Origin of the sequence: Nonomuraea sp. NPDC050153, from assembly GCF_044460125.1 — a bacterium.
In the GTDB taxonomy this organism is placed as follows: Bacteria; Actinomycetota; Actinomycetes; order Streptosporangiales; family Streptosporangiaceae; genus Nonomuraea.
On the sequence record NZ_JBITJQ010000007.1, the window covers coordinates 175313 to 194330 of the forward strand.

Sequence of the window (19018 nt, forward strand, 5' to 3'; positions counted from 1 at the left end):
TTTTCTCCGGTCATTCGGTGGGGCGGGGGGAAGAGAACAGAGCAGGACGCCTGCCCAGGAAGGCGGCGACGCCTTCGACGCCCTCGGGGGATGCCGCCGTCTCGGCGAGAGAGCGGGCCTCACGGTCCAGGTGCGGGTCGAGGTCGCCGGCCAGGGCGGCGGAAACGAGCCGCCTGGTCGCGCCGATGGCCTTGGTCGCACCCAGGGTGAGCGCGGTGACCACCTGCCGCGCTTCCTCCGGCAACCGTTCGGCGGCCACCACGGACGTCACGAGCCCCAGGTCGGCCGCTTCCCGCGCGGAGATCCGGCGATTGGTGAGCAGCAGCTCCAAGGCCCGCTTGGGGCCGACCAGCCGGGGCAGCGACCAGGTCACCCCGGCATCGGGTGAGTATCCGATGCCCGTGTAGGCAAGCACGAACGTCGCGTCGTCCGCCGCGACGGTGAGGTCGGCGGCGGCGGCCAGGCCCACGCCGGCGCCGGCCGCCGCTCCCTGGACCTGCGCGACGAGCGGTGCGTCCATCCGGGCGAAGATCCGCAGTGCTCCGTGCAGCGCGTCGGTCACCTCCATGAGGTGTTCCTTGAGCGCTTCACCTCGCAGCGAGGAGAACTCGCGCAGGTCGCCGCCGACGCAGAAGGATCGTCCCTCACCACGCAGCAGGACCGCCCGGACGTTCTCCCCCTGGCAGGTCCGGGCGGCCGCATGCAGCCCGCGCGCCAGGGCCAGATCGATGGCGTTGCCGCGGGCGCCGCGGCACATGACGATGTCCGCCACTCCGTCCAGGACTTCGACCGTGACGGCAGGGGACGTGCTCATCGTGCCGTCCAGCCGCCGTCGACGACCAGCACCTGGCCGGTGCAGTAGGACGAGGCGTCGGAGGCGAGGAACAGCAGGGCCCCGTCGAGCTCGGCGGGGTCCCCGCCGCGGCGCAGCATCGTGTTCTTCTGGATCCACCGGCTGGACTGGGCGTCGGAGAACAACCCCTCGGTCATCTCGGATCTGAACCAGCCCGGCGCCAGCGCGTTGACGCGTACGCCCGCATGACCCCACTGGCCGGCCAGCTCGCGGGTGAGCCCTACCAGCCCCGCCTTGGAGGCCGAGTAGCTCGCGCCGCCCATCGGAGCCGTGGACACCAGGCCCAGGATCGACGCCACGTTGACGATGCTCCGCCCGGTGCCGGGTGCTTCGCGTTCCATCATGAGGCCGGCCAGGTGGAACGGCGCCACCAGGTTCACCGCGAGGACGTCCGCGAAGTCCTGCGGGCTCTCGTCCTGTGCGCGAAGCTCGCCCGGGACGCCGGCGTTGTTGATCAGAACGTCGAAGCGACCGGTGTCCGCCGTGGCTGTCGCGACCAGCCGTTCGCGATCCTCCTCACGGCTGACGTCGCAGGCCACCGGGTGGATACGGGACTCACCGGCCGCCAGCTCCGCCAGCCGGTCGATCCGCCGGGCCGCCGCGAACACGGTCGCCCCGGAGGCGGCGAGGACGGCCGCGAAGCGGGCGCCCAGCCCGGAGGAGGCACCGGTGACCACGGCCGTCCGCCCGCGCAGGGAGAACAGGTCGTCGATCACCCGTCGACCCCGATCGGCAGGACCGTGGCGCCGCCGTCGATGACGAGGGTCTGGCCGGTGATCCAGGACGAGGCGTCCGAGGCCAGGAAGAGCGCCGCGCTGGCGATGTCCTCGGGGGTGCCCAGCCTGCGCAACGGGAGCTTCGCGGTGAGGACGGACTCGCGCGCCTCCCAGACGGCACGCGCCAGCTCGGTCTTGATCAGGCCCGGTGCGATGGCGTTGACGCGCGCCTTGGGGCCGAGCTCGTAGGCGAGCTGGCGCGTCATGTGCACCATGGCGGCCTTGGTGGCGTTGTAATAGCCGATGTGCGGGTCGACGATCAGCCCGCCCACCGACGCGATGTTGATGACGGCACCGCCGTGCTCGGCCATCGCGGCCTTCCAGGCGCAGCTGGTCCACGCGATCATCCCGTACTGGTTGACCCGCACCGTCTTCTCCGCGCGGGGCAGGTCCAGGTCGAGCAGGTCGCCGTGGTACGGGTTGGTGGCGGCGTTGTTGACCAGGATGTCGAGGCGGCCGAACCGCTCCATCGTCTGGTCGACGCAGCGCTGCGCCTGGTCCGGCTCGCCGGCGTTGGCCACGACCGTGTGCACGCCCCCGCTCGCCTCGACGCGCAGCAGCTCGGTACGGGCGGCGGCCAGCCCCTCCGGCTTGCGCGCGGCGATGACCACGTGCGCGCCGGCGCTCCGGTAGGCCCGCGCGATCGCCAGCCCGATGCCGCGGGACCCGCCGGTGATCACCGCCACGCGGCCGTCGAGCACGTTCATGCCGCCCCCTTCTTGGTGTACTTGGCCAGCTCCTGGCGGGCGACGGTGCGCAGGTGCACCTCGTCGGGCCCGTCGGCGATGCGCAACGCCCTGGTTATCGCGAACAGCCGGGCCAGGACGGTGTCGTCGCTGACCCCGGCCGCGCCGAACGCCTGGACGGCCCGGTCCACCACTCGATGAGCCACCTCCAGCGCCGCCACTTTGATCGCCGCGACCTCCATGCGGGCCGCGGCGTTGCCGATGGTGTCCATCAACCATGCCGACTTGAGCACGAGCAGCCGCAACTGCTCGATCTCGATCCGGCTGCGCGCGATCCATTCCCGCACCACGCCCTGGTCGGCCAGCGGGCCGCCGAACGCCTCGCGGTCGAGCACCCGCCGGCACATGAGCTCCATCGCGCGTTCGGCGAACCCGACCGCGCGCATGGCGTAGTGCATCCGGCCGGGGCCGAGCCGTCCCTGGGCGAGCGCGAAGCCCTCGCCTTCGCCGCCGAGCAGGTTGGCGGCGGGCACGCGTACGTCCTCGAAGAGCACGTCACCGTGTCCGAGCCGGTCGGTGTACCCGAACATGGGCAGATCGCGCAGCACCGTGATGCCCGGGGCGTCCCGGGGGATGAGCAGCATGCTCTGCTGACGGTAGGTCGCCGCCTCCGGGTCGGTCACCCCCATGAGGATGATCAGCCGGCAATCCGGATCAAGGATGCCCGAGGTGTACCACTTATGGCCGTTGACGAGGTAGCTGTCGCCGTCACGGGTGATCCTGGTGCGGAGGTTGCGCGGGTCGGAACTGGCCACGTCGGGCTCGGTCATCGCGAAGCACGACCGGATCTCGGCCGCCAGCAGCGGGCGCAACCACCGCTCCTGCTGCTCGGGGGTGCCGAACAGCGCGAGCAACTCCATGTTCCCGGTGTCCGGGGCCGAGCAGTTGAACACCTCGGGTCCGATGATGGAGCGGCCGGCGAGCTCGGCGAGCGGCGCGTATTCGAGGTTGGTCAGCCCCGCGCCCCAGTCGCCGTGGGACATGAACAGGTTCCACAGACCCTCGGCGCGGGCCTTCTCCTTGAGTTCGAGCATCACGGGAGGAAGGGCGTGCGGGTCGTCGGCGTCGGCGAGCTGCCGGTCGTACACCGCTTCGGCGGGGTAGACGTGCTGCTCCATGAACGATCGCAGCCGGGTCTGGAGCTCGTGTGCGCGGGGGGAAAATGCGAAATCCACTTATGCCCCTAGAAGGTCGTTCGCGGTGCGGATCATGGCGGCGATCGTCGGCGGCAACCGTTCCTGGTCCGGGTCGTGGATCCTGCCCTCGCGGTGACGGCGCAGGTTGTGACCCATGATCGCGGCCATCTTCATCCGGGTGAGCGCGCGGAACCAGTCGAGGCCGGGCAGCGGGACGGCGCCCGCGAGGTAGGCGTCCAACAGCTCCGCCTCGGCCGGCAGCCCGGGGAACTCCCTGCCCAGCGCGGGGAAGTTGCGGTGGTCGGCGAACAGCAGGAACCAGCCCAGGTCCGTCCGCGGGTCGCCGATGCTCCAGATCTCCCAGTCGACGACGGCAGCCGCTTCCTGCGCCCGGCACAGGACGTTGCCCAGCCGGAAGTCGCCGTGCACGAGGACCGGTGGCAGATCGTCGGGCACTGCCCGGGCGAGCCGACGGAGCAGTTCCTCGCCTCCGGGGCGGAGCTCGGCGGGGACCGCGCGCATCGTGCGGCTCCACTGTTCGAGCTCGGCTGTCGCGTCGCGGGGCGGGGGCGCGTCCAGCGGAAGGGAGGCGACGTCGAGGTCGTGCAACCGGCGCAGTACGCGGGCCGCCTCCACCATGCGGGCGCGGGCGAGTGCCGGGTCGAGATCGCGCTCGTCGAGCACCGGTTCCACGGCCTCGCCGGAGACGAACTCCATGGCGAACCAGGCCGGTTGCCGCTCGTCGACGGCCACGATCTCGGGGACGGGCACCGTCGTGCCGGCCAGCGCCTGGAGGACCCGCGCCTGGCGGAGCATGTCGTTGCGGCCCACCGGCCGTTCCGCATGCGGGACCGCCTTGACGACGTACTTGCGCTCTCCCACCGTGACCACGTAGGTGAGTCCGGAGTGGCCGCCGGCGAGTGTCTCCAGTGGCCCCACCCGCCGGCCGGGGAACGCGCTGACGACCCGGTCGGCCAGATCCGGCGACGCGACGCCGGCGGTCATCGTGCCGGCTCCTTGGGCAGGCCGAGCACCCGCTCGGACAGGATGGTGCGCTGGATCTCGTCGGTGCCGCCGGCGATGCTGTAGCCGGGAGCGCCCAGCAGGTGCTCGGTCCAGGCGAAGGTGCCCCACTCTCCCGTGTCGGCGACCAGGCGCGGCCCGAGAAGCTGCAGGACCAGGTCACTGGTGCGGCGCATGGTCTCGGTGGCGTAGAGCTTGCCCACCGACGCCTCGGCGCCCGGTTCGCGGCCGGAGACCAGTGCCGCTGTCACGCGGAGCCCGATGACGCGCTGGACGAGCGTGCGTACGTACAGGTCCGCCGCGAGGTTCTGCTCCTGGCCGGTGAGCGGCCGCGGCAGGTGCCGGGCGAGTTCGAGGGCGCGGTCGGCGTTGTCCAGGCCGAGGGAGCCGGAGTCCAGCCGTTCGGCGGCCAGCACCGTCAGCGTGACCCGCCAGCCCTCTCCGACGGGGCCCAGCCGATCGGTGTCGGGTACCACGACGCCGTCGAGGTAGACCTCGTTGAAGCTGGTCCCGCCGGTGATCTGCCGGATGGGGCGGATGGTGACGCCTGGGGCGTCCATCGGCACCATGAACACGGTGATGCCCGCGTGCTTGCGCACGTCCGGGTCGGTGCGGCACACGGCGACACCCCAGGACGCGACCGTCGCCCCCGAGGTCCACACCTTGTGCCCGTCGAGCACCCAGGTGTCGCCGTCGCGCACCGCACGGGTACGGACCGCGGCCAGGTCGGAGCCGGCCTCGGTCTCGGAGAACAGCTGACAGGCCAGCTGGTCCGTACGCAGCAGGGGCCGGATCCAGCGCTCCTGCTGCTCGGGCGTGCCCCAGATCCGGATGGCCGGGGCCACCAGCTGCTGGGTGACCGGAAAGATCTCGGTGCGGCGCGGCACGTCGTAGGCGGCTTCCTCCTGACGGTAGAGCTGCTCGTAGAACACGGGCAGGCCGCGTCCGCCGAACTCCTCCGGCCAGCTCAGCGCGCCCCAGCCCGCGTCGAACCGGGTCATCTCCCAAGCCCGGATCCGTTCGGTGTGCTCGCGCTCCTCCTGTTCGGACCGGTTCTCGAAGACCGCGACCGAGTCGTCTCCGGTGCCCCAGGCGCCGCTCGCCTGCCGCGGCCGGGCGACCGACGCGAGCCAGTCGCCGACCTCTGCCCTGAACTTCTCAGGTGCTGGAATGTCGCTCATCAGTTCCTCTATCGGGACAGCACCGTGCAGGCGCTTACGCCCGGGGCGCCGTACACGTGGGTGAATCCGACTCTGGGCCCGCCGGGCACCTGCCGGTCTCCGGCCTGTCCGCGCAGTTGCCGGACCACCTCGCAGACCTGGCGCAGACCCGACGCCCCGATGGGCTCACCGTTGGCGATGCAACCGCCGTCAGTGTTGACCGGCAACGAGCCGCCGATCTCGGTGGCGCGCGAGGCGATCAGCTTCTCCTGCTCACCGTCCTCGCAGAACCCGCATTCGGCCATGTGCATCACCTCGGCACCGCTCTCGGTGTCCTGCAGCTGGCACACATCGACGTCGCCGGGGGCGACACCGGCCGCCTCGAACGCGGCCGCCGCGGCGTCCCGGGTCACGCTGCTCAGCTCTCCGCCCGCGACCCACGGGCTGAAGACCTCGAAGGAGCCGAAGCGGCGCGACCGCACGACCGCCGATCGCAGGGTCACCGGGACGCTCGTCGGTTTCCTGGCCGTCGAGGCGGCGCACAGCACCAGCGCGGCTGCTCCTTCTCCCGGGGAGCAGAACATGTAGCGGGTCAGCGGGTCGCTGACCATGCCCGACGCGAGAATCTCGTCGGCGTCCATCGGGGTACGCCGCCAGGCGTTCGGATTGAGAGCGCCGTTGCGGTAGGCCTTCTCCGCCACCAGCGCGAGCGTCCGGGAGCTGATCCCGTGGTCGTACATGTAACGCCGGATCTTCATGCCGAAGAACTGGGTGGTGACCATCAGCCCGTCACGCCCGTAGGCCTCGTCGAGTCCCCAGTCCGCCGGCAGCGGGTCGAAGGCCCCCCGCGGATGCTTGTCGAACCCGACGGCCACCACCACTTCGGCCATGCCACCGCGAATGGCGTTCACCGCCGACAGCAGCGCGCTGCCGCCCGTCGCGCAGCCGTTCTTGACGTTGACGAACGGCAGGCCGGTGAGGCCGAGCTGCGCCACCAAGGTGTCGGCCAGGCCCGCGGCATCGCTGCCGCCGAACGCCGCGTCCACCTGCGGCCACGCGACCCCGGCATCGGCGAGCGCGGCCATCACCGCGTACACGGCGTGCTGGCGCCCGGTCGTGTGCTCGGTGCGCCCGAACGGCGACATACCGACGCCGGCGATCAGTACGTCGGTCATCAGGCCCCTTCGATCGCCATCGCGTGCGGTACTCCGGTGGTCGGCTCTATCCGCAGCGGCATGCCGATCCGGATCGAGTCGAGGTCATCGATGTCGAGCACCGCCGCGACGCGGACGCCTTCGGGCAGCTCCACGTAACCCAGCGCGAACGGCCGGAAGCCGTCCTGCGGCGGCACGAACGGGGGTGATTTCGGAGCGAACCGCTGGACCGTCCAGGTCCACAGCAGTCCTGCCGAGGACAGCGTCACCGGAGAGGCCGCCTGCCCGCAGCGCGGACAGGCGTCGTCAGCCGGGTAAACCGTCACCGCGCACATCCCGCACCGCGAACCCCGCAGGCCGGCGGCCTGATGCGCAATCGCCGGCACCGGTCAGCGCCCCTTCCACTTCGGCTCGCGCTTCTCCAGGAACGCGGCCACGCCCTCGGCGGCGTCCTGGGAGTTGAGCGTCACCCCGACGGCCAGGTGCTCCATCACCATCAGCGACTGGATGTCGGCCTCCAGGCTGCGGTCGATGGTCATCTTCGTGATCCGCATCTGGAAGGGGCTCTTGTCGGTCAGGTGGCTGATGAACTCCTCGACCGTGGCATCGAGCTCTTCTGCGGGCGCCGACTTGTTGATCAGGTCGAAGTCGGCCGCCTCGACACCGGACAGCAGCTTGCCGGTGAGCATCAGCTCCTTGGTCTTGCGGACGCCGATCATGCGAGGCACCCGGTAGATCGGCCCCGCCCCGCCGAACAGGGCCCGGCGGATGTGGAAGTCACCGATCTTGGCGTCGTCCGCGGCGATCGCGAAGTCACAGGAGATCATCAGCTCGAAGCCGCCGGCCGTGACATGACCCTCCAGCACCGCCACGGAGGGGGTGCTCATCGAGTACAGCCGGTCGCAGACCTTCGCCGAGATGACCGCCACGTCCATGGCCGTGCTGCTGCCGATGTAGTCGGCCTGCAACTCGTCGAGATCGAAGCCCGAGCAGAAGGTGCCGCCCCGGCCGCGCAGCACCAGGACGCGCAGTTCGGGGTCGGCGTCGACCTCGGTGATGATCTCGTCGAGCCGCTTGAGAATCGGCAGGGTCACGCAGTTCTTCTTCCACGGCCGGTTGAGCCACACCCGCGCGACGTTCCCATCGCGCTCGAACTGGATCTCGTCCTCTACCGCCACTGTTCCTCCTAAACTGAATTCAGTACAGTTTCTGGGGCCGGTGCGGCCCTGTCAAGGGCCGGTCTCGCGCATGTCAGGCCACGTTGAAACCGAGCAGGCCACCCAGGCGTGCCCGGTGGTCGTCGGCCGTGCCGAACAGGACCTCCGCCGCACGGGCGCGGCGGAGGTACAGGTGGGCGGGGTGCTCCCAGGTGAAGCCGATGCCGCCGTGCAGCTGCACGTACTCGGCGGTCGCCCGGCGGTAGGCGCCGGAGCAGACCACCTTCGCCGTGCTCGCCGCCACCGGCAGGTGCTCGGGCGAGGCGGTGACGCACGCCGCCGCGTAGACCGCGGCCGAACGCGCCGCCTCGATCTCGACCAGCAGGTCGGCCAGCCGATGCTTGATCGCCTGGAAGGAGCCGATCCGCCGGCCGAACTGACGGCGTTGCAGCACGTACGACACGGTCGCGTCGAGCGCGTGCGCGCACCCGCCGACCTGCTCGGCGGCCAGCGCGGCCCGCCCTGTGTCGAGCACCCGTCCGATGATCGCGGCGGCGCTCCCCGGCCGCCCGATCTGTACGAACGGGGTGTCCGCGAAGGTGAGCAGGGCTTGGGGGCGGGTGCCGTCCAGAACCGTCCGGGCCGTTCGGGTGAGGCCCTCCGCGTCACGCTCGCACGCGAAGAGACCGCCTCCATCGGCGGTCCGCGCCGCGACGAGGATCAGGCCGGCTCCGCACCCGTCGAGCACGAAGTCGGTCGACCCGTTGCCGACCCACCCGCCCTTCCCCGGCGTGGCTCGCAGAGCGCCGCCGCCGTCGTCGAAGCCCGCGACCGTCGCGGTCAGGGTGCCTTCGGCGATGCCGGGAAGGTAACGCGCGCAGGCTTCGCGATCTCCGCTGAGCAACAGGGTGTAGGTCGCGAGCACGGTGGTGGAGAGCAAGGGGGCGCACAGCAGCGCCCGCCCGGCCTCCTCGAAGACCACCGCGAGCTCCGCGAACGAGAAGCCCGACCCGCCGTACTCCTCCGGTATCACCAGCCCCTGCACGCCTAGTTCCGTGGCCATCCGCGCCCACAGTGCCGGGTCGTGTCCGCCGCCGGTCGTCAGGTGCTCGCGGACGTCCTGCGACGCGGCGGCCTCGGTGAAGAAGTCGCGCAGGACCTCCCGTAGCTGCTTGTGTTCATCGGTGTCGCCGAGCAGCGCCGGATCGACGTCGAGCATCAGGCCTCCAGTTCGTTCACATCGCGTAGTTTGAGCAAGGTCGCGGCCTCCCCACCGAAGTAGGCCAGCTCCGCGGTCTCGGCGAACAAGGGGTCAGACGCGTCCCCGCGGGCGGCCACCCTGCCCTCGTGCAGGACCACCACCTCATGGCAGGAGGTGAGCGCCCGGCTGAGCAACTGCTCCAGGAGCACGATCGTCATCCCGTCGCGGGCGAGCTGGTTGATCCGGGCGTAGACCTCGTCGACCAGGGCAGGCGCCAGCCCCAGCGCGGGCTCGTCGAGGATCAGCACATCCGGCCGGGCCATCAGGGCCCGCGCGACGGCCAGGATCTGCTGCTCGCCTCCGCTCAGCCCGGCCGCGGCCACCGAGAGGCGGGCGCGCAACCGCTCCGGCAGCCATTCGGCGGTCTCGTCGAGACGAGTGCGCAGGGCCGATCCCTGGACGCCTACGGCGTAACCGGCCACTTCGAGGTTCTCCCGCAATGACAGGGTCTTGAAGAGGGCGCGACCTTCGGGGACCAGGCTGCTGCGGATCGGGCGCGCACCGGGCTCGCCGATCCGCACCTGCCCCGACGACGGGCGCAGCGAGCCATGAATGATCTTGCCGAGCGTGCTTTTGCCCGCGCCGTTCGCTCCGACGACACCGATGACCGCGCCCTTGCCGATGTCCAGGTGGACGTCGTGCAGGGCGGCGACACCGCCGTAGAGGTGGCTGACGTCGCGCAGGGCGATGGCGACGCTCTCGTCGGCGCGGGCCGGCAACTCGGCGCGCGTGGCGATCAGGCCGAGGTACGACGACCGCACGTGCGGGTCTGCCAGAATGGTGCCCGGCTCGCCGGAACCGATCGGCTTGCCGAAGTCGAAGGCGACCACCCGGTCGGCGACGGCGAAAAGGTCGTCCAGAACGTGATCGATGATCACGACGGCGGCGCCCTGCGCACGCAGGCGGACGATCTGCTGGGCGGCCAGTCGACGCTCTGTGGCGTCCAGGCCGCCGAACGGTTCGTCCAGGATCAGCAGCTTCGGCTCCTCGGCGATAGCCCGGGCGAGGTCCAGGCGCTTCTGCAGCCCGAAGGGCAGCTCGGCCGGGTAGCGGTCGGCCACGTCGGCCAGGCCGGTGAGGGCGAGCAGCTCGCCGGCCCGGGTGCGGTCCGCCGTGCCGGCCCAGCGCTTCGTGCACAGCACGTTCTCCGCGACCGTGAGCTCCGAGAAGGTCTCCGCGTGCTGGAAGGTGCGGGCGATGCCCAGCCTGCGCCGTGCGGTGGCCCTCGTCCCCATCAGCTGCGTACCCGCGTAGTCGACCGCGCCGCTGATCCGCGCACCGCCGATGAGCCCGGAGACGGCGTTGAGCAGTGTGGTCTTGCCGGCGCCGTTCGGGCCGATGATGGCGAGCACCTCTCCGGGCCGTACGTCGAGCGACGCGCTCTCAAGGGCGTTCAGACCGCCGAATCGCACCGACAGGCCATCGACGACCAGCAACGGCGCCGCATCGCCCGCGGCCGGCCGCTCCCTCGCCGGGGCGGCGGGAGCGCCGTCCCCGTTGTCGTCGGCGGCCGCGCTGACGTGATGCTCGCCGTCGAGCAGGCCGGGTCCTCGCCTGCCCAGCGCCCTTCGTATCAGCGAGCCCAGGAACGGGACCACTCCGCCCGGGAGGAAGATCAGCGCGGCGATCAGCAGGACGCCCTGCACCACCGGCTGCGGCACCGACACGGCGTCGGCCACCGTCGGAACCCACGCCAGGTAGACCCCGCCCACCACGGCGCCGAACAGCGAGCCGACGCCACCGAGCACGCAGGCCGCGATGATGGTGACACCGAAGTTCAGCGAGAACGTATCAGGGCTGACGAAGCCGGTGATCAGGCCCAGCAGCACGCCGGCCAGGCCGGTGAACGCCGCGCTGACCGCGAACGACAGAGCGGTCTGCGCCTCGGGCACGATGCCCACGGAACGGGCGACCAGCGGGTGTGCCTTCGCGGCGACCAGTCGCATGCGCAGCGCGCTCGACTTGGCGAAGACCGCGGTCGCGAACACCATGCCCGCCACGAGGACCGCGAGATACTGGGCCTCGCTACCGCCGCTCGGGACCGTGCCCAGGCCGAGCGCGCTGTCCAGGGGGGACACCGCCACGCCCTGGTCGCCGCCGGTCACACTGGTCCACCGGTTGATCACCTCCAGGGACACCAGGCCGAAGGCCAACGTCAGCAGGGCGATGTAGAGCACCGAGAACCTGGCGCCGGCGTACCCGAGGAACGCGCCCATCAGCGCGCACGACGTGATCGCCCCCACGATCACCCACTCCAGCGGCCACTGATGCGCACCGCCGTACGCCGCGAAGTAGGCGCCCACCGCGACGAACGCGGGGTGACCCACGGACCACACCCCCGACCAGCCGGCCAGGAGGCCGACCGAGAGGACCACGATCGCGTAGACCGCGGCGAGCGCGACCGAATAAGCCTGGTAGGCCGGGATCGCTCCGGACTGCATCAGCGCGATGAGCGCCAGCCCGGCGACCGGGCCGAGCGCGGCCCACGCGAGATTCGAGCGGGTGAATACCATGTGCTGCTCCTCAGACCCGCTGGAAGGTGCGTGTGCCGAACAGGCCCTGCGGGCGGATCAGCAGCACGAGAATGGTGAACGAGAACACGAAGGTGTCGCGGAAGCTGGCCGAGACGTAGCTGGCCGCGAGGTTCTCCAGCACCCCGACGGTCAGCCCGCCGATGACGGCTCCGTACATGCTCGTGAGACCGCCGAGGAAGATCCCGGCGAACGCGCGGAAGAGCGGCGCTGCCAGCACGGTGGGCACCAGCCCCGATCTGGGCGCGTAGAGGCAGGCGGCCAGAGCGGCCAGAGCGAGGCCGAGCGCCCACGCGATCCGCGCCACGCGTTGCGCGCTGATGCCGATGAGCTGTGCGGTGTCCGCGGACTCGGCGACGGCCCGCATCGCCGACCCCAGTGTCGTACGCCCGAACAGGAAGGCGACGGCGGCCATCGCCGCCGCCGCGATGCCGATGGTCACCAGGCTCTGCGCCGGCAGCGCCGCGTCACCCCATCGGACGGTGCCCTCCACCAGGCTGGGAAAGGTCTTCGGCTGGGTGCCCCAGATCGAGTCCACCACGCTCTCGACGATGAGCGAGACACCCATCGTCACCACGAGCGCGGAGAACAACTGCCCTTGACCTAGCGGCCGGATCACCACCTCTCGCACGATCACCCCGACCACCGCGGTCACCGCTATCGCGGCGACCACCCCCAGCAGCATCGCGACACCGCCGTCACGGAACGTGATCGCCGTATACAGGCCCAGCGTGGCCAGGGCGGCGAGGGCGAAGTTCACCACGTCCGTCGCCCGGTAGATGATCACCAGGCCGAGGCCCATCAAGCCGTAGATCGCGCCACTGGCGATACCGCTCACCAGGACGAGCAGGAACTGATCCACTCCGACCGCCACCTTCTCAGCGGGGCGGCTCACTCGGTGGACGTCCCCCCGCACCAAAATTGAACTCAGTTCGAGAACTGTAGATGAGGAACGGGCGGCCAGCAATAGGTGAGCGGTCAGGCTCCTGGTGAACCAGGCAGGTCACCGACCCCGGTGGCACCCGCAACGTCTACCTCGTGTTCAAGGCGCCGTCCGCGAACTCGTTCGACGTGGACTCGTTCACCTGCAACGGCAAGGGCGTCGGGCAGGGTGACGGCTCGCCCCCGGGCAGGCCTGTTCCTTCTGGTGAACTCGGCCCGTTGACCCTTGTTTGCCGCGCTTCGGCTCAGGTGGGTGGGAGGGCGGGAGGCCCGGTGCTCTCGCGTACGACGAGTTCGGTGGCCAGCTCGACGCGGCTCTGCGGCAATTGCTCGCCATGGGCCAGTGTCAGCAGCATCGAGGTTGCCGCGGCGGCCATCTCGGTGAGGGGCTGGCGGATGGTGGTCAGCGGTGGAATGGCCCACCGCACCGACGGCATGTCGTCGAAGCCGATCACGCTGAGATCGTCCGGGACGCGCAGGCCGAGCTGATGGGCCGCGTGGTAGACGCCGATGGCCTGGCCGTCGTTCGTGGCGAAGATCGCGGTTGGCCGGTCGGGCAGGCGCAGCAGATGGTGCGCTTCGGCCAGACCGCCCTCGATGAAGAAGTCCCCCCGGCCGATCAGCTCCGGGTCGACGGGCACGCCTGCCATGTCGAGGGCGGTGCGGTAGCCGTCGAGACGGGCCCGGCTGGACAGCGCGGAGTCGGGCCCCGCGATGATGGCGATGCGGCGATGTCCGAGCTCCAGAAGGTGGCGGGTGGCCGTGAGCCCGCCGGTCCAGTTGCCGGCGCCGACCGACGGGATGTTCCGCGCGGGAACGTCGGCCGGATCCAGCAGGACCAGCGGGATCTCGCGGCGGGAGAGTTGTTCGTGCTGGGTCTCGGTCAGGCCGGAGAACACCGCGATCACACCGCTCGGGCGGCGCCGCAGCACACCCTCCAGCCAGGCGTCTCCGGCGGTGTGGTCACGGCGCAGGTCCGATATCCCCACCAGGAGGTCGTGCTCACGCGCGACCTCCGCCACGCCTTTGGTGATCTCGACGGGATAGTCGCCCTCCAGAGCATGGAAGACGAGCTCCACCAGGGTCGCCGGCACGGAGCGGCGGCGCTGGCGGCGGTAGCCGTGCCGGCGGATGAGCTCCTCCACGGCGGCGCGGGTTTCGGACGACACCGCGGAACGGCCGTTCACGACCTTGGAGACCGTCGCGGTGGAAACTCCGGCCAGCTCGGCGAGCTGAGCGATGGTGAGAGGAGACGACTCCGTGGGCATGGCGGCAGTTTAGTCACGAAGTTCGGGGAGGCCGGTGGTGCCGGCTGGCCAAGATCAAAGCTTCTGCTTCCGGGCCATGTCCCGCCGCAGAGGACAACGGCGATCGTGTCCGCGCGCGTGCACGGCAGGCCGGTGCCGGCGTCGGTGCCGGTGTCGCCGGTCGGGCCGTTGGCCGCCCGCTCCGGCCGTTGACGGAGGGGCGGCCCGGATCGCCGGGCCGCCCGGAAACGGTGTTCCGAGCCGTCTCGCGGAAAGGGCGCGGGCAGGCGGCCCTGCCACGCCGGCTCCGAGCCGGAGCCGTGTCACGCCATCAGCGCTGCAGTGTCAGCAGACCCGGCCGGTAGGGAAGGAGGCCGTAGTCGCCGCCGGAGTTGGGGGAACGTCCCTGGTAGAGCAACTGCAGGTTACAGGGGTCAACGGTCATGGTCTGATCGGCGCCGGCGCGGACCAGTTCGCCGTGGCTGATGTCGTTGGTCCAGGTGGCGCCACTGTTGGCCTTGCCGGCGAAGGGGTTGCTCTCGGTCGCGGCCTGCGGTGTCCACGAACCGCCCAGGCTGGTGGCCGTGAACGAGCGGAAGTAGCGGCCCTGCGAGCCGATCGCCTCGACGAGCATGAGGTATCGGTTCTGGCCCTGGAGCTTGTAGACCTGAACGGCTTCGAACAGGTTGTTCGTCGTGTCGCTCATGATCACCGTCGAGGTGGTGCCGAAACTGCCCGGGAAGTTCCCGATGGGCATGCCGGCCCGGTAGATCTTGCCGTTGTCCCCGGCGAAGAACAGGTACATGTTCGTGCCGTCACCGATGAGCGTCTGGTCGATGGGTCCGGTTCCGGAGCCGGAGATGCTTCCGGAGAAGAGCACCTGCTGCGATGACCAGCCGTTCGGATTCGTGGGGTCGCTGGAGGTCCTGTAGGAGAAGGCGGTCCCACCCCACTGGTAGGCGAGCACCCAGATGTTCTTCGGGGCGAAGTAGAGGAGCGTGGGCGCGACAGTGGAGGAGGACATCGTGTTCTGGCTGGCCGAGGCCATGTCGGACCAGTTGGTGAACAGGCCGAAGTTCATCGAACCCCACCTCGTCCCCGTGTCGTGCGTCGTGGCGTAGACGAGATGCCTGCCGTTGTACGGGGCGACGGTGAAGTCCTTGAGCGAGACCCACCCCGACTTCGGGGTCGCCAGCGGGCCCGTCGATGTCCAGCGGTATGTGGACGGTAGATCGCACTGACCGGGGTTGCCGCCGCCGTCCACTCGGACGAGTTGCCATTGCTGGTTGTTGCCGCCCCAGTCGTCGTACTGGACGATGTTGGCGCCGTCGGCGGTGGAGGCGCCCTGGACCTCCAGGGCCTTGTTGCTGTGGCGCGAGATGAGTCTCACGTAGCCGTCCGAGCTGTCGGCCGGCCGCCACTGCTGGTTGGTGCCGTTGCCGTCGGCCCATTGCACGATCGCGCCGCCGTTGGCGGTGGAGAAGTTGTAGACGTCCAGGACCTTGCCGGAGTGGCGGGACTTGATGCGGTAGTAGCCGCCGCCGGAGTCGACGAATTGCCATTGCTGCTGGTTGCCGTTGTTGCGGGTCCACTGGGTGATGCGGCCGCCGTCGGCGGTCGAGAGGTTGTAGACGTCCAGGGCCTTGCCGCTGTTGCGGTTGACCAGGACGTACCAGGCGTTGGTGTCGACCGTGGCCGCGTTGGCGGACTGAGTCTGAAGGGCGACGAACAGGCTCGCCAGTAAGGTGACCACCGTCGCGAGAACGGATAGGGATCTGAATTTCATGATTTGCTCCGATTTATCCGACTTGGACGAGTTGTCTCAAGGGGTGGTGAGGTCGAAGCGGCGCACGGTCACCGCTCCGCCGAGGGACTGGGTGGCGTAGTTGAAGATCCCGAAGCGGTAGCCCATGAAGAACTGCCAGGCGTTGTTCAACGTGAAGGCCGGGCCGAGGCTCACAAAGGTGCTGCCGTCGGTGCTGTAGGAGAAGCGGGCCTGCCTGCCGGACCCCGGCCGGATGTCGGCGTTGACCCGCAACCAGATCCGGCCGCCCGAGACGTTCGCGCCGGCCGCCTCGGTACCGGTGCCGGTGGTCTGCCACGAGCTGTTCATGGTCAGGCCGTTGGTCATCACGACCCGGTTGACGCCGTTGTCGCGTTTGACGCCGATCCAGGCCGACTGGTCGCGCAGCATCGCCAGCCCGGCGCGGTCGCCGTTGGACATCTGCGAGTAGTCGAGCTCGATCGTCGCCGTCGACGACGGGCCCTGGATGCGGTGGGTCAGCGTGTTGCGGGCGTTGTAGAGGTCGCCTGTGACGGTCGCGGTCTGCAGGCGCAGGCCGTTGCCGGTGGAGAAGCGGCTGCTGTCGGGGTTGTGGTTCCACTCCCAGCGGTGCCCGAGGCCGCCCGAGGTGAAGGTGTCGGGGCCGATCATGGACGCCACCGTTCGGCTGGTCTGGATGTCCGGCTTCGGGTAGTTGACGCTCCACCCGCCGTTCACGGTCTGCACGGTCGGCCAGTCGCCGGTCCAGGTGATCGGTGCGAGCGCCGGGACGCGGCCGCCGGGGTAGGCGTCGACGAACGACATGTAGTACCAGGCGCCGTTCTGGGTCTGGACGAGCCCGCCCTGGTGGGGGACCCCGCCGCCGGAGATGGGGCCGGGCATGTCGAGCAGGACCTGCCGCATTTCGTACGGACCCCACGGCGAGGTGGAGCGGAGCACGTACTGGCCGTTGGCAGGGCGGGTCAGCCAGATGTAGTAGTAGCCGTTGCGCTTGTAGAAGCGGGAGCCTTCCAGGGTGCCGACGTTGCTCGGGGTCTGGAACACCTGCTGGGCGCGCACCTGGCTGAGTCCGTCGGCCGAGAGCTGGGCCACGCTGATGGTGCCGTTGCCGTAGGCGACGTACATGGTGTCGTCGGTGTCGATCAGCAGGCCGGCGTCGTAGTAGCAGTTGTTGATCTGCGAGCGCTTGGTCCACGTGCCGTCGACGGCTGAGGCGGTGTAGACGTAGGTCCGGTTGAACTCGACGCAGCCGATCCAGTAGTAGGTGCTGTTGCCGGGCCGGTAGTTCAGGCTCGAGGCCCAGATGCCCTTCACGTACGCCCGGCCGCCGTTGAGGTCGTAGGCGCCCGAGTTGAAGTCGAGCCTCGGCACCGAATGTCCGGCATACTCCCAGTCGACCAGGTTGTAGGAGCGCAGGATCGGCGCGCCCGGCGAGTAGTGCATCGTCGAGGCCGAGTAGTAGTAGGCGTCGCCGACCCGGATGATGTCGCCGTCGGCGAAGTCCTGCCAGACGACCGGGTTGGTGTAGTCGCCGCCCGGGTTCGGGCCGTTGCCGCCGCCGTCCACTCGGACGAGTTGCCATTGCTGGTTGTTGCCGCCCCAGTCGTCGTACTGGACGATGTTGGCGCCGTCGGCGGTGGAGGCGCCCTGGACCTCCAGGGCCTTGTTGCTGTGGCGCGAGATGAGCCTCACGTAGCCGTCCGAGCTGTCGGCCGGCCGCCACTGCTGGTTGGTGCCGTTGCCGTCGGCCCATTGCACGATCGCGCCGCCGTTGGCGGTGGAGAAGTTGTAGACGTCCAGGACCTTGCCGGAGTGGCGGGACTTGATGCGGTAGTAGCCGCCGCCGGAGTCGACGAATTGCCATTGCTGCTGGTTGCCGTTGTTGCGGGTCCACTGGGTGATGCGGCCGCCGTCGGCGGTCGAGAGGTTGTAGACGTCCAGGGCCTTGCCGCTGTTGCGGTTGACCAGGACGTACCAGGCGTTGGTGTCGACCGTGGCGGCTGACGCCTGGGGCGTGAGTAACGCGCCCACGAGAAGCAGAGACGAGAGCACCGCGAGCACGCGCCTCACAGGAACCTCCAGAGGTTGTCGTTCGAGCCGTTGTCGTCGGCGAGCACGACCTGCGCGCCCTGGGACGTGCCGGCGAGGCCGAGGACCCGGCCGCCGTTGGCGCACTGGATGCGCGCGTCCCAGCCGCCGTTGGCCGCCGCGCCGTTGGTGGACAGCCGGTGGTTGGCCCGGAAGACGTACAGCAGCCGGTCGACATCGACGAAGCGCAGGTGGTCAAGAGTGCGGTTCTGGTTGTCCAGCCAACGACCGGAGGTCAGCCGGACCTGGCCGAGGTCGAACTCGTAGGCCGAGACGCCGATGTCAGATCTGGCCCAGGGGACTGCGGCCAGAGCGGGGGATGTGCCCGCTATCCGGCCGACGACCGTGAGCGCGGCGGTCGCGCCTGTGGCTTGGAAGAGCTGACGACGGCTCAAGGACATGCGGAGCTCCTTGGAGGTGGGGGGCGGTGACCGGCGTCCGCCGGTCACGTGTTCACCGGGTCAGGCCCTCGAACAGGTCGCTCTCAGGCGAGGTGTTAGCGCTAACACCTTGCTCGTGCGCGGAACCGTGGCGGTCATGGTTCCCGTGCCGTCGCGGGTAATGAGAGGGGACATCCAGGGCTCCGTTACTGAATCGCAGAGGGGCAACCTGTTGGCGCTGACGTCCTGTTCCTGCAGAGAGCTGTGTGGCCTACTCCCTTTGAGCGCGTTGTCGCGGAGTACATCCGACGATCAGGCCCGACGTCAACGAGGGGTGCCCTCACCGACCTGGGCATCGCCATCGGGACGCCTTTCCGCCTGGAGTTTTGCCTCCAGTGAGATCGCGCCGCACTGCTCGTGCATGTGAAAGTTTCATAGAAGTTATACGTTGGCGCTGGGGTAATTTGCGATAGGTCATGAGTTAAGTTGCTGACCTGGAGTCGGGACGTACGTGATCGCTTTGGTTGCTGCCGCGTACGGCTGTGCTATCGGCTTGGCCGGGACCCTAATTGATCTTGATTAAGTTTCGTCCCCGAGCGGTTAATGTGCCGGCGAACGCCCGGTTCGTGGCACCTCACCCGCTGCCTGGTCAACAGCGCGGCCCACCTCCCCTCGGCCTCCCCGCATGGGCTAGTTGGACGGCGGTGCCGTCGGTGGTGCTGGAGTTGGGGACGTCCGGGCAGCGGCCCCCGTTGCCGGCGGGGGACGGTCAGGCAGTCGT

The 19018-nt window shown here is 69.8% G+C and carries 16 protein-coding genes; all 16 read right to left on the reverse strand.

The genetic code is table 11. The features are described from left to right. Window positions 1-10: 10 nt before the first annotated feature. A complete protein-coding gene (locus ACIBQ1_RS20130) occupies window positions 11-814 on the reverse strand; it encodes an enoyl-CoA hydratase/isomerase family protein (protein WP_397279404.1) in 804 nt (267 codons plus the stop codon). Further along, complete coding sequence (locus tag ACIBQ1_RS20135) at window positions 811-1569, reverse strand: SDR family NAD(P)-dependent oxidoreductase (protein WP_397279406.1); 759 nt, start codon at window positions 1567-1569, stop codon at window positions 811-813. The genes ACIBQ1_RS20130 and ACIBQ1_RS20135 overlap by 4 nt, the downstream gene beginning before the upstream one ends. Then, the gene (locus tag ACIBQ1_RS20140; RefSeq protein ID WP_397279408.1) at window positions 1566-2336 is read right to left on the reverse strand and encodes an SDR family oxidoreductase; all 771 of its coding nucleotides are present in this window, start codon (window positions 2334-2336) and stop codon (window positions 1566-1568) included. Before ACIBQ1_RS20140 ends, ACIBQ1_RS20135 begins: the two co-directional genes overlap by 4 nt. Then, entirely contained in the window at window positions 2333-3550 is a 1218-nt protein-coding gene (locus tag ACIBQ1_RS20145) for an acyl-CoA dehydrogenase family protein (protein WP_397279409.1), read from the reverse strand. The genes ACIBQ1_RS20140 and ACIBQ1_RS20145 overlap by 4 nt, the downstream gene beginning before the upstream one ends. After that, entirely contained in the window at window positions 3551-4516 is a 966-nt protein-coding gene (locus tag ACIBQ1_RS20150; protein WP_397279410.1) for a phosphotransferase family protein, read from the reverse strand. Further along, window positions 4513-5715: an acyl-CoA dehydrogenase family protein gene (locus ACIBQ1_RS20155; RefSeq protein ID WP_397279412.1), complete on the reverse strand. Its 1203-nt coding sequence runs from the start codon at window positions 5713-5715 to the stop codon at window positions 4513-4515. The genes ACIBQ1_RS20150 and ACIBQ1_RS20155 overlap by 4 nt, the downstream gene beginning before the upstream one ends. An 8-nt stretch (window positions 5716-5723) precedes the next feature. Beyond that, complete coding sequence (locus ACIBQ1_RS20160; RefSeq protein WP_397279414.1) at window positions 5724-6869, reverse strand: thiolase family protein; 1146 nt, start codon at window positions 6867-6869, stop codon at window positions 5724-5726. Then, window positions 6869-7174, reverse strand: a complete 306-nt coding sequence (locus ACIBQ1_RS20165) for a Zn-ribbon domain-containing OB-fold protein (RefSeq protein ID WP_397279415.1) — start codon at window positions 7172-7174, stop codon at window positions 6869-6871. The genes ACIBQ1_RS20160 and ACIBQ1_RS20165 overlap by 1 nt, the downstream gene beginning before the upstream one ends. 63 nt (window positions 7175-7237) lie before the next feature. Then, window positions 7238-8026, reverse strand: coding sequence for an enoyl-CoA hydratase/isomerase family protein (locus tag ACIBQ1_RS20170; RefSeq protein ID WP_397279416.1), 789 nt, complete (start codon window positions 8024-8026; stop codon window positions 7238-7240). Window positions 8027-8099: 73 nt separating this feature from the next. Further along, window positions 8100-9224, reverse strand: coding sequence for an acyl-CoA dehydrogenase family protein (locus ACIBQ1_RS20175; protein WP_397279417.1), 1125 nt, complete (start codon window positions 9222-9224; stop codon window positions 8100-8102). Continuing rightward, window positions 9224-11779, reverse strand: coding sequence for an ATP-binding cassette domain-containing protein (locus ACIBQ1_RS20180; RefSeq protein ID WP_397279419.1), 2556 nt, complete (start codon window positions 11777-11779; stop codon window positions 9224-9226). The genes ACIBQ1_RS20175 and ACIBQ1_RS20180 overlap by 1 nt, the downstream gene beginning before the upstream one ends. Before the next feature lie 10 nt (window positions 11780-11789). Beyond that, window positions 11790-12659, reverse strand: a complete 870-nt coding sequence (locus ACIBQ1_RS20185; protein ID WP_397279420.1) for a branched-chain amino acid ABC transporter permease — start codon at window positions 12657-12659, stop codon at window positions 11790-11792. Window positions 12660-12984: 325 nt separating this feature from the next. Further along, complete coding sequence (locus ACIBQ1_RS20190) at window positions 12985-14007, reverse strand: LacI family DNA-binding transcriptional regulator (RefSeq protein ID WP_397279422.1); 1023 nt, start codon at window positions 14005-14007, stop codon at window positions 12985-12987. Window positions 14008-14317: 310 nt separating this feature from the next. Further along, window positions 14318-15772: a non-reducing end alpha-L-arabinofuranosidase family hydrolase gene (locus ACIBQ1_RS20195; RefSeq protein WP_397279423.1), complete on the reverse strand. Its 1455-nt coding sequence runs from the start codon at window positions 15770-15772 to the stop codon at window positions 14318-14320. Window positions 15773-15808: 36 nt separating this feature from the next. After that, complete coding sequence (locus ACIBQ1_RS20200; RefSeq protein WP_397279425.1) at window positions 15809-17839, reverse strand: family 43 glycosylhydrolase; 2031 nt, start codon at window positions 17837-17839, stop codon at window positions 15809-15811. Beyond that, window positions 17836-18258, reverse strand: coding sequence for a hypothetical protein (locus ACIBQ1_RS20205; RefSeq protein ID WP_397279427.1), 423 nt, complete (start codon window positions 18256-18258; stop codon window positions 17836-17838). Before ACIBQ1_RS20205 ends, ACIBQ1_RS20200 begins: the two co-directional genes overlap by 4 nt. Window positions 18259-19018 lie beyond the last annotated feature (760 nt).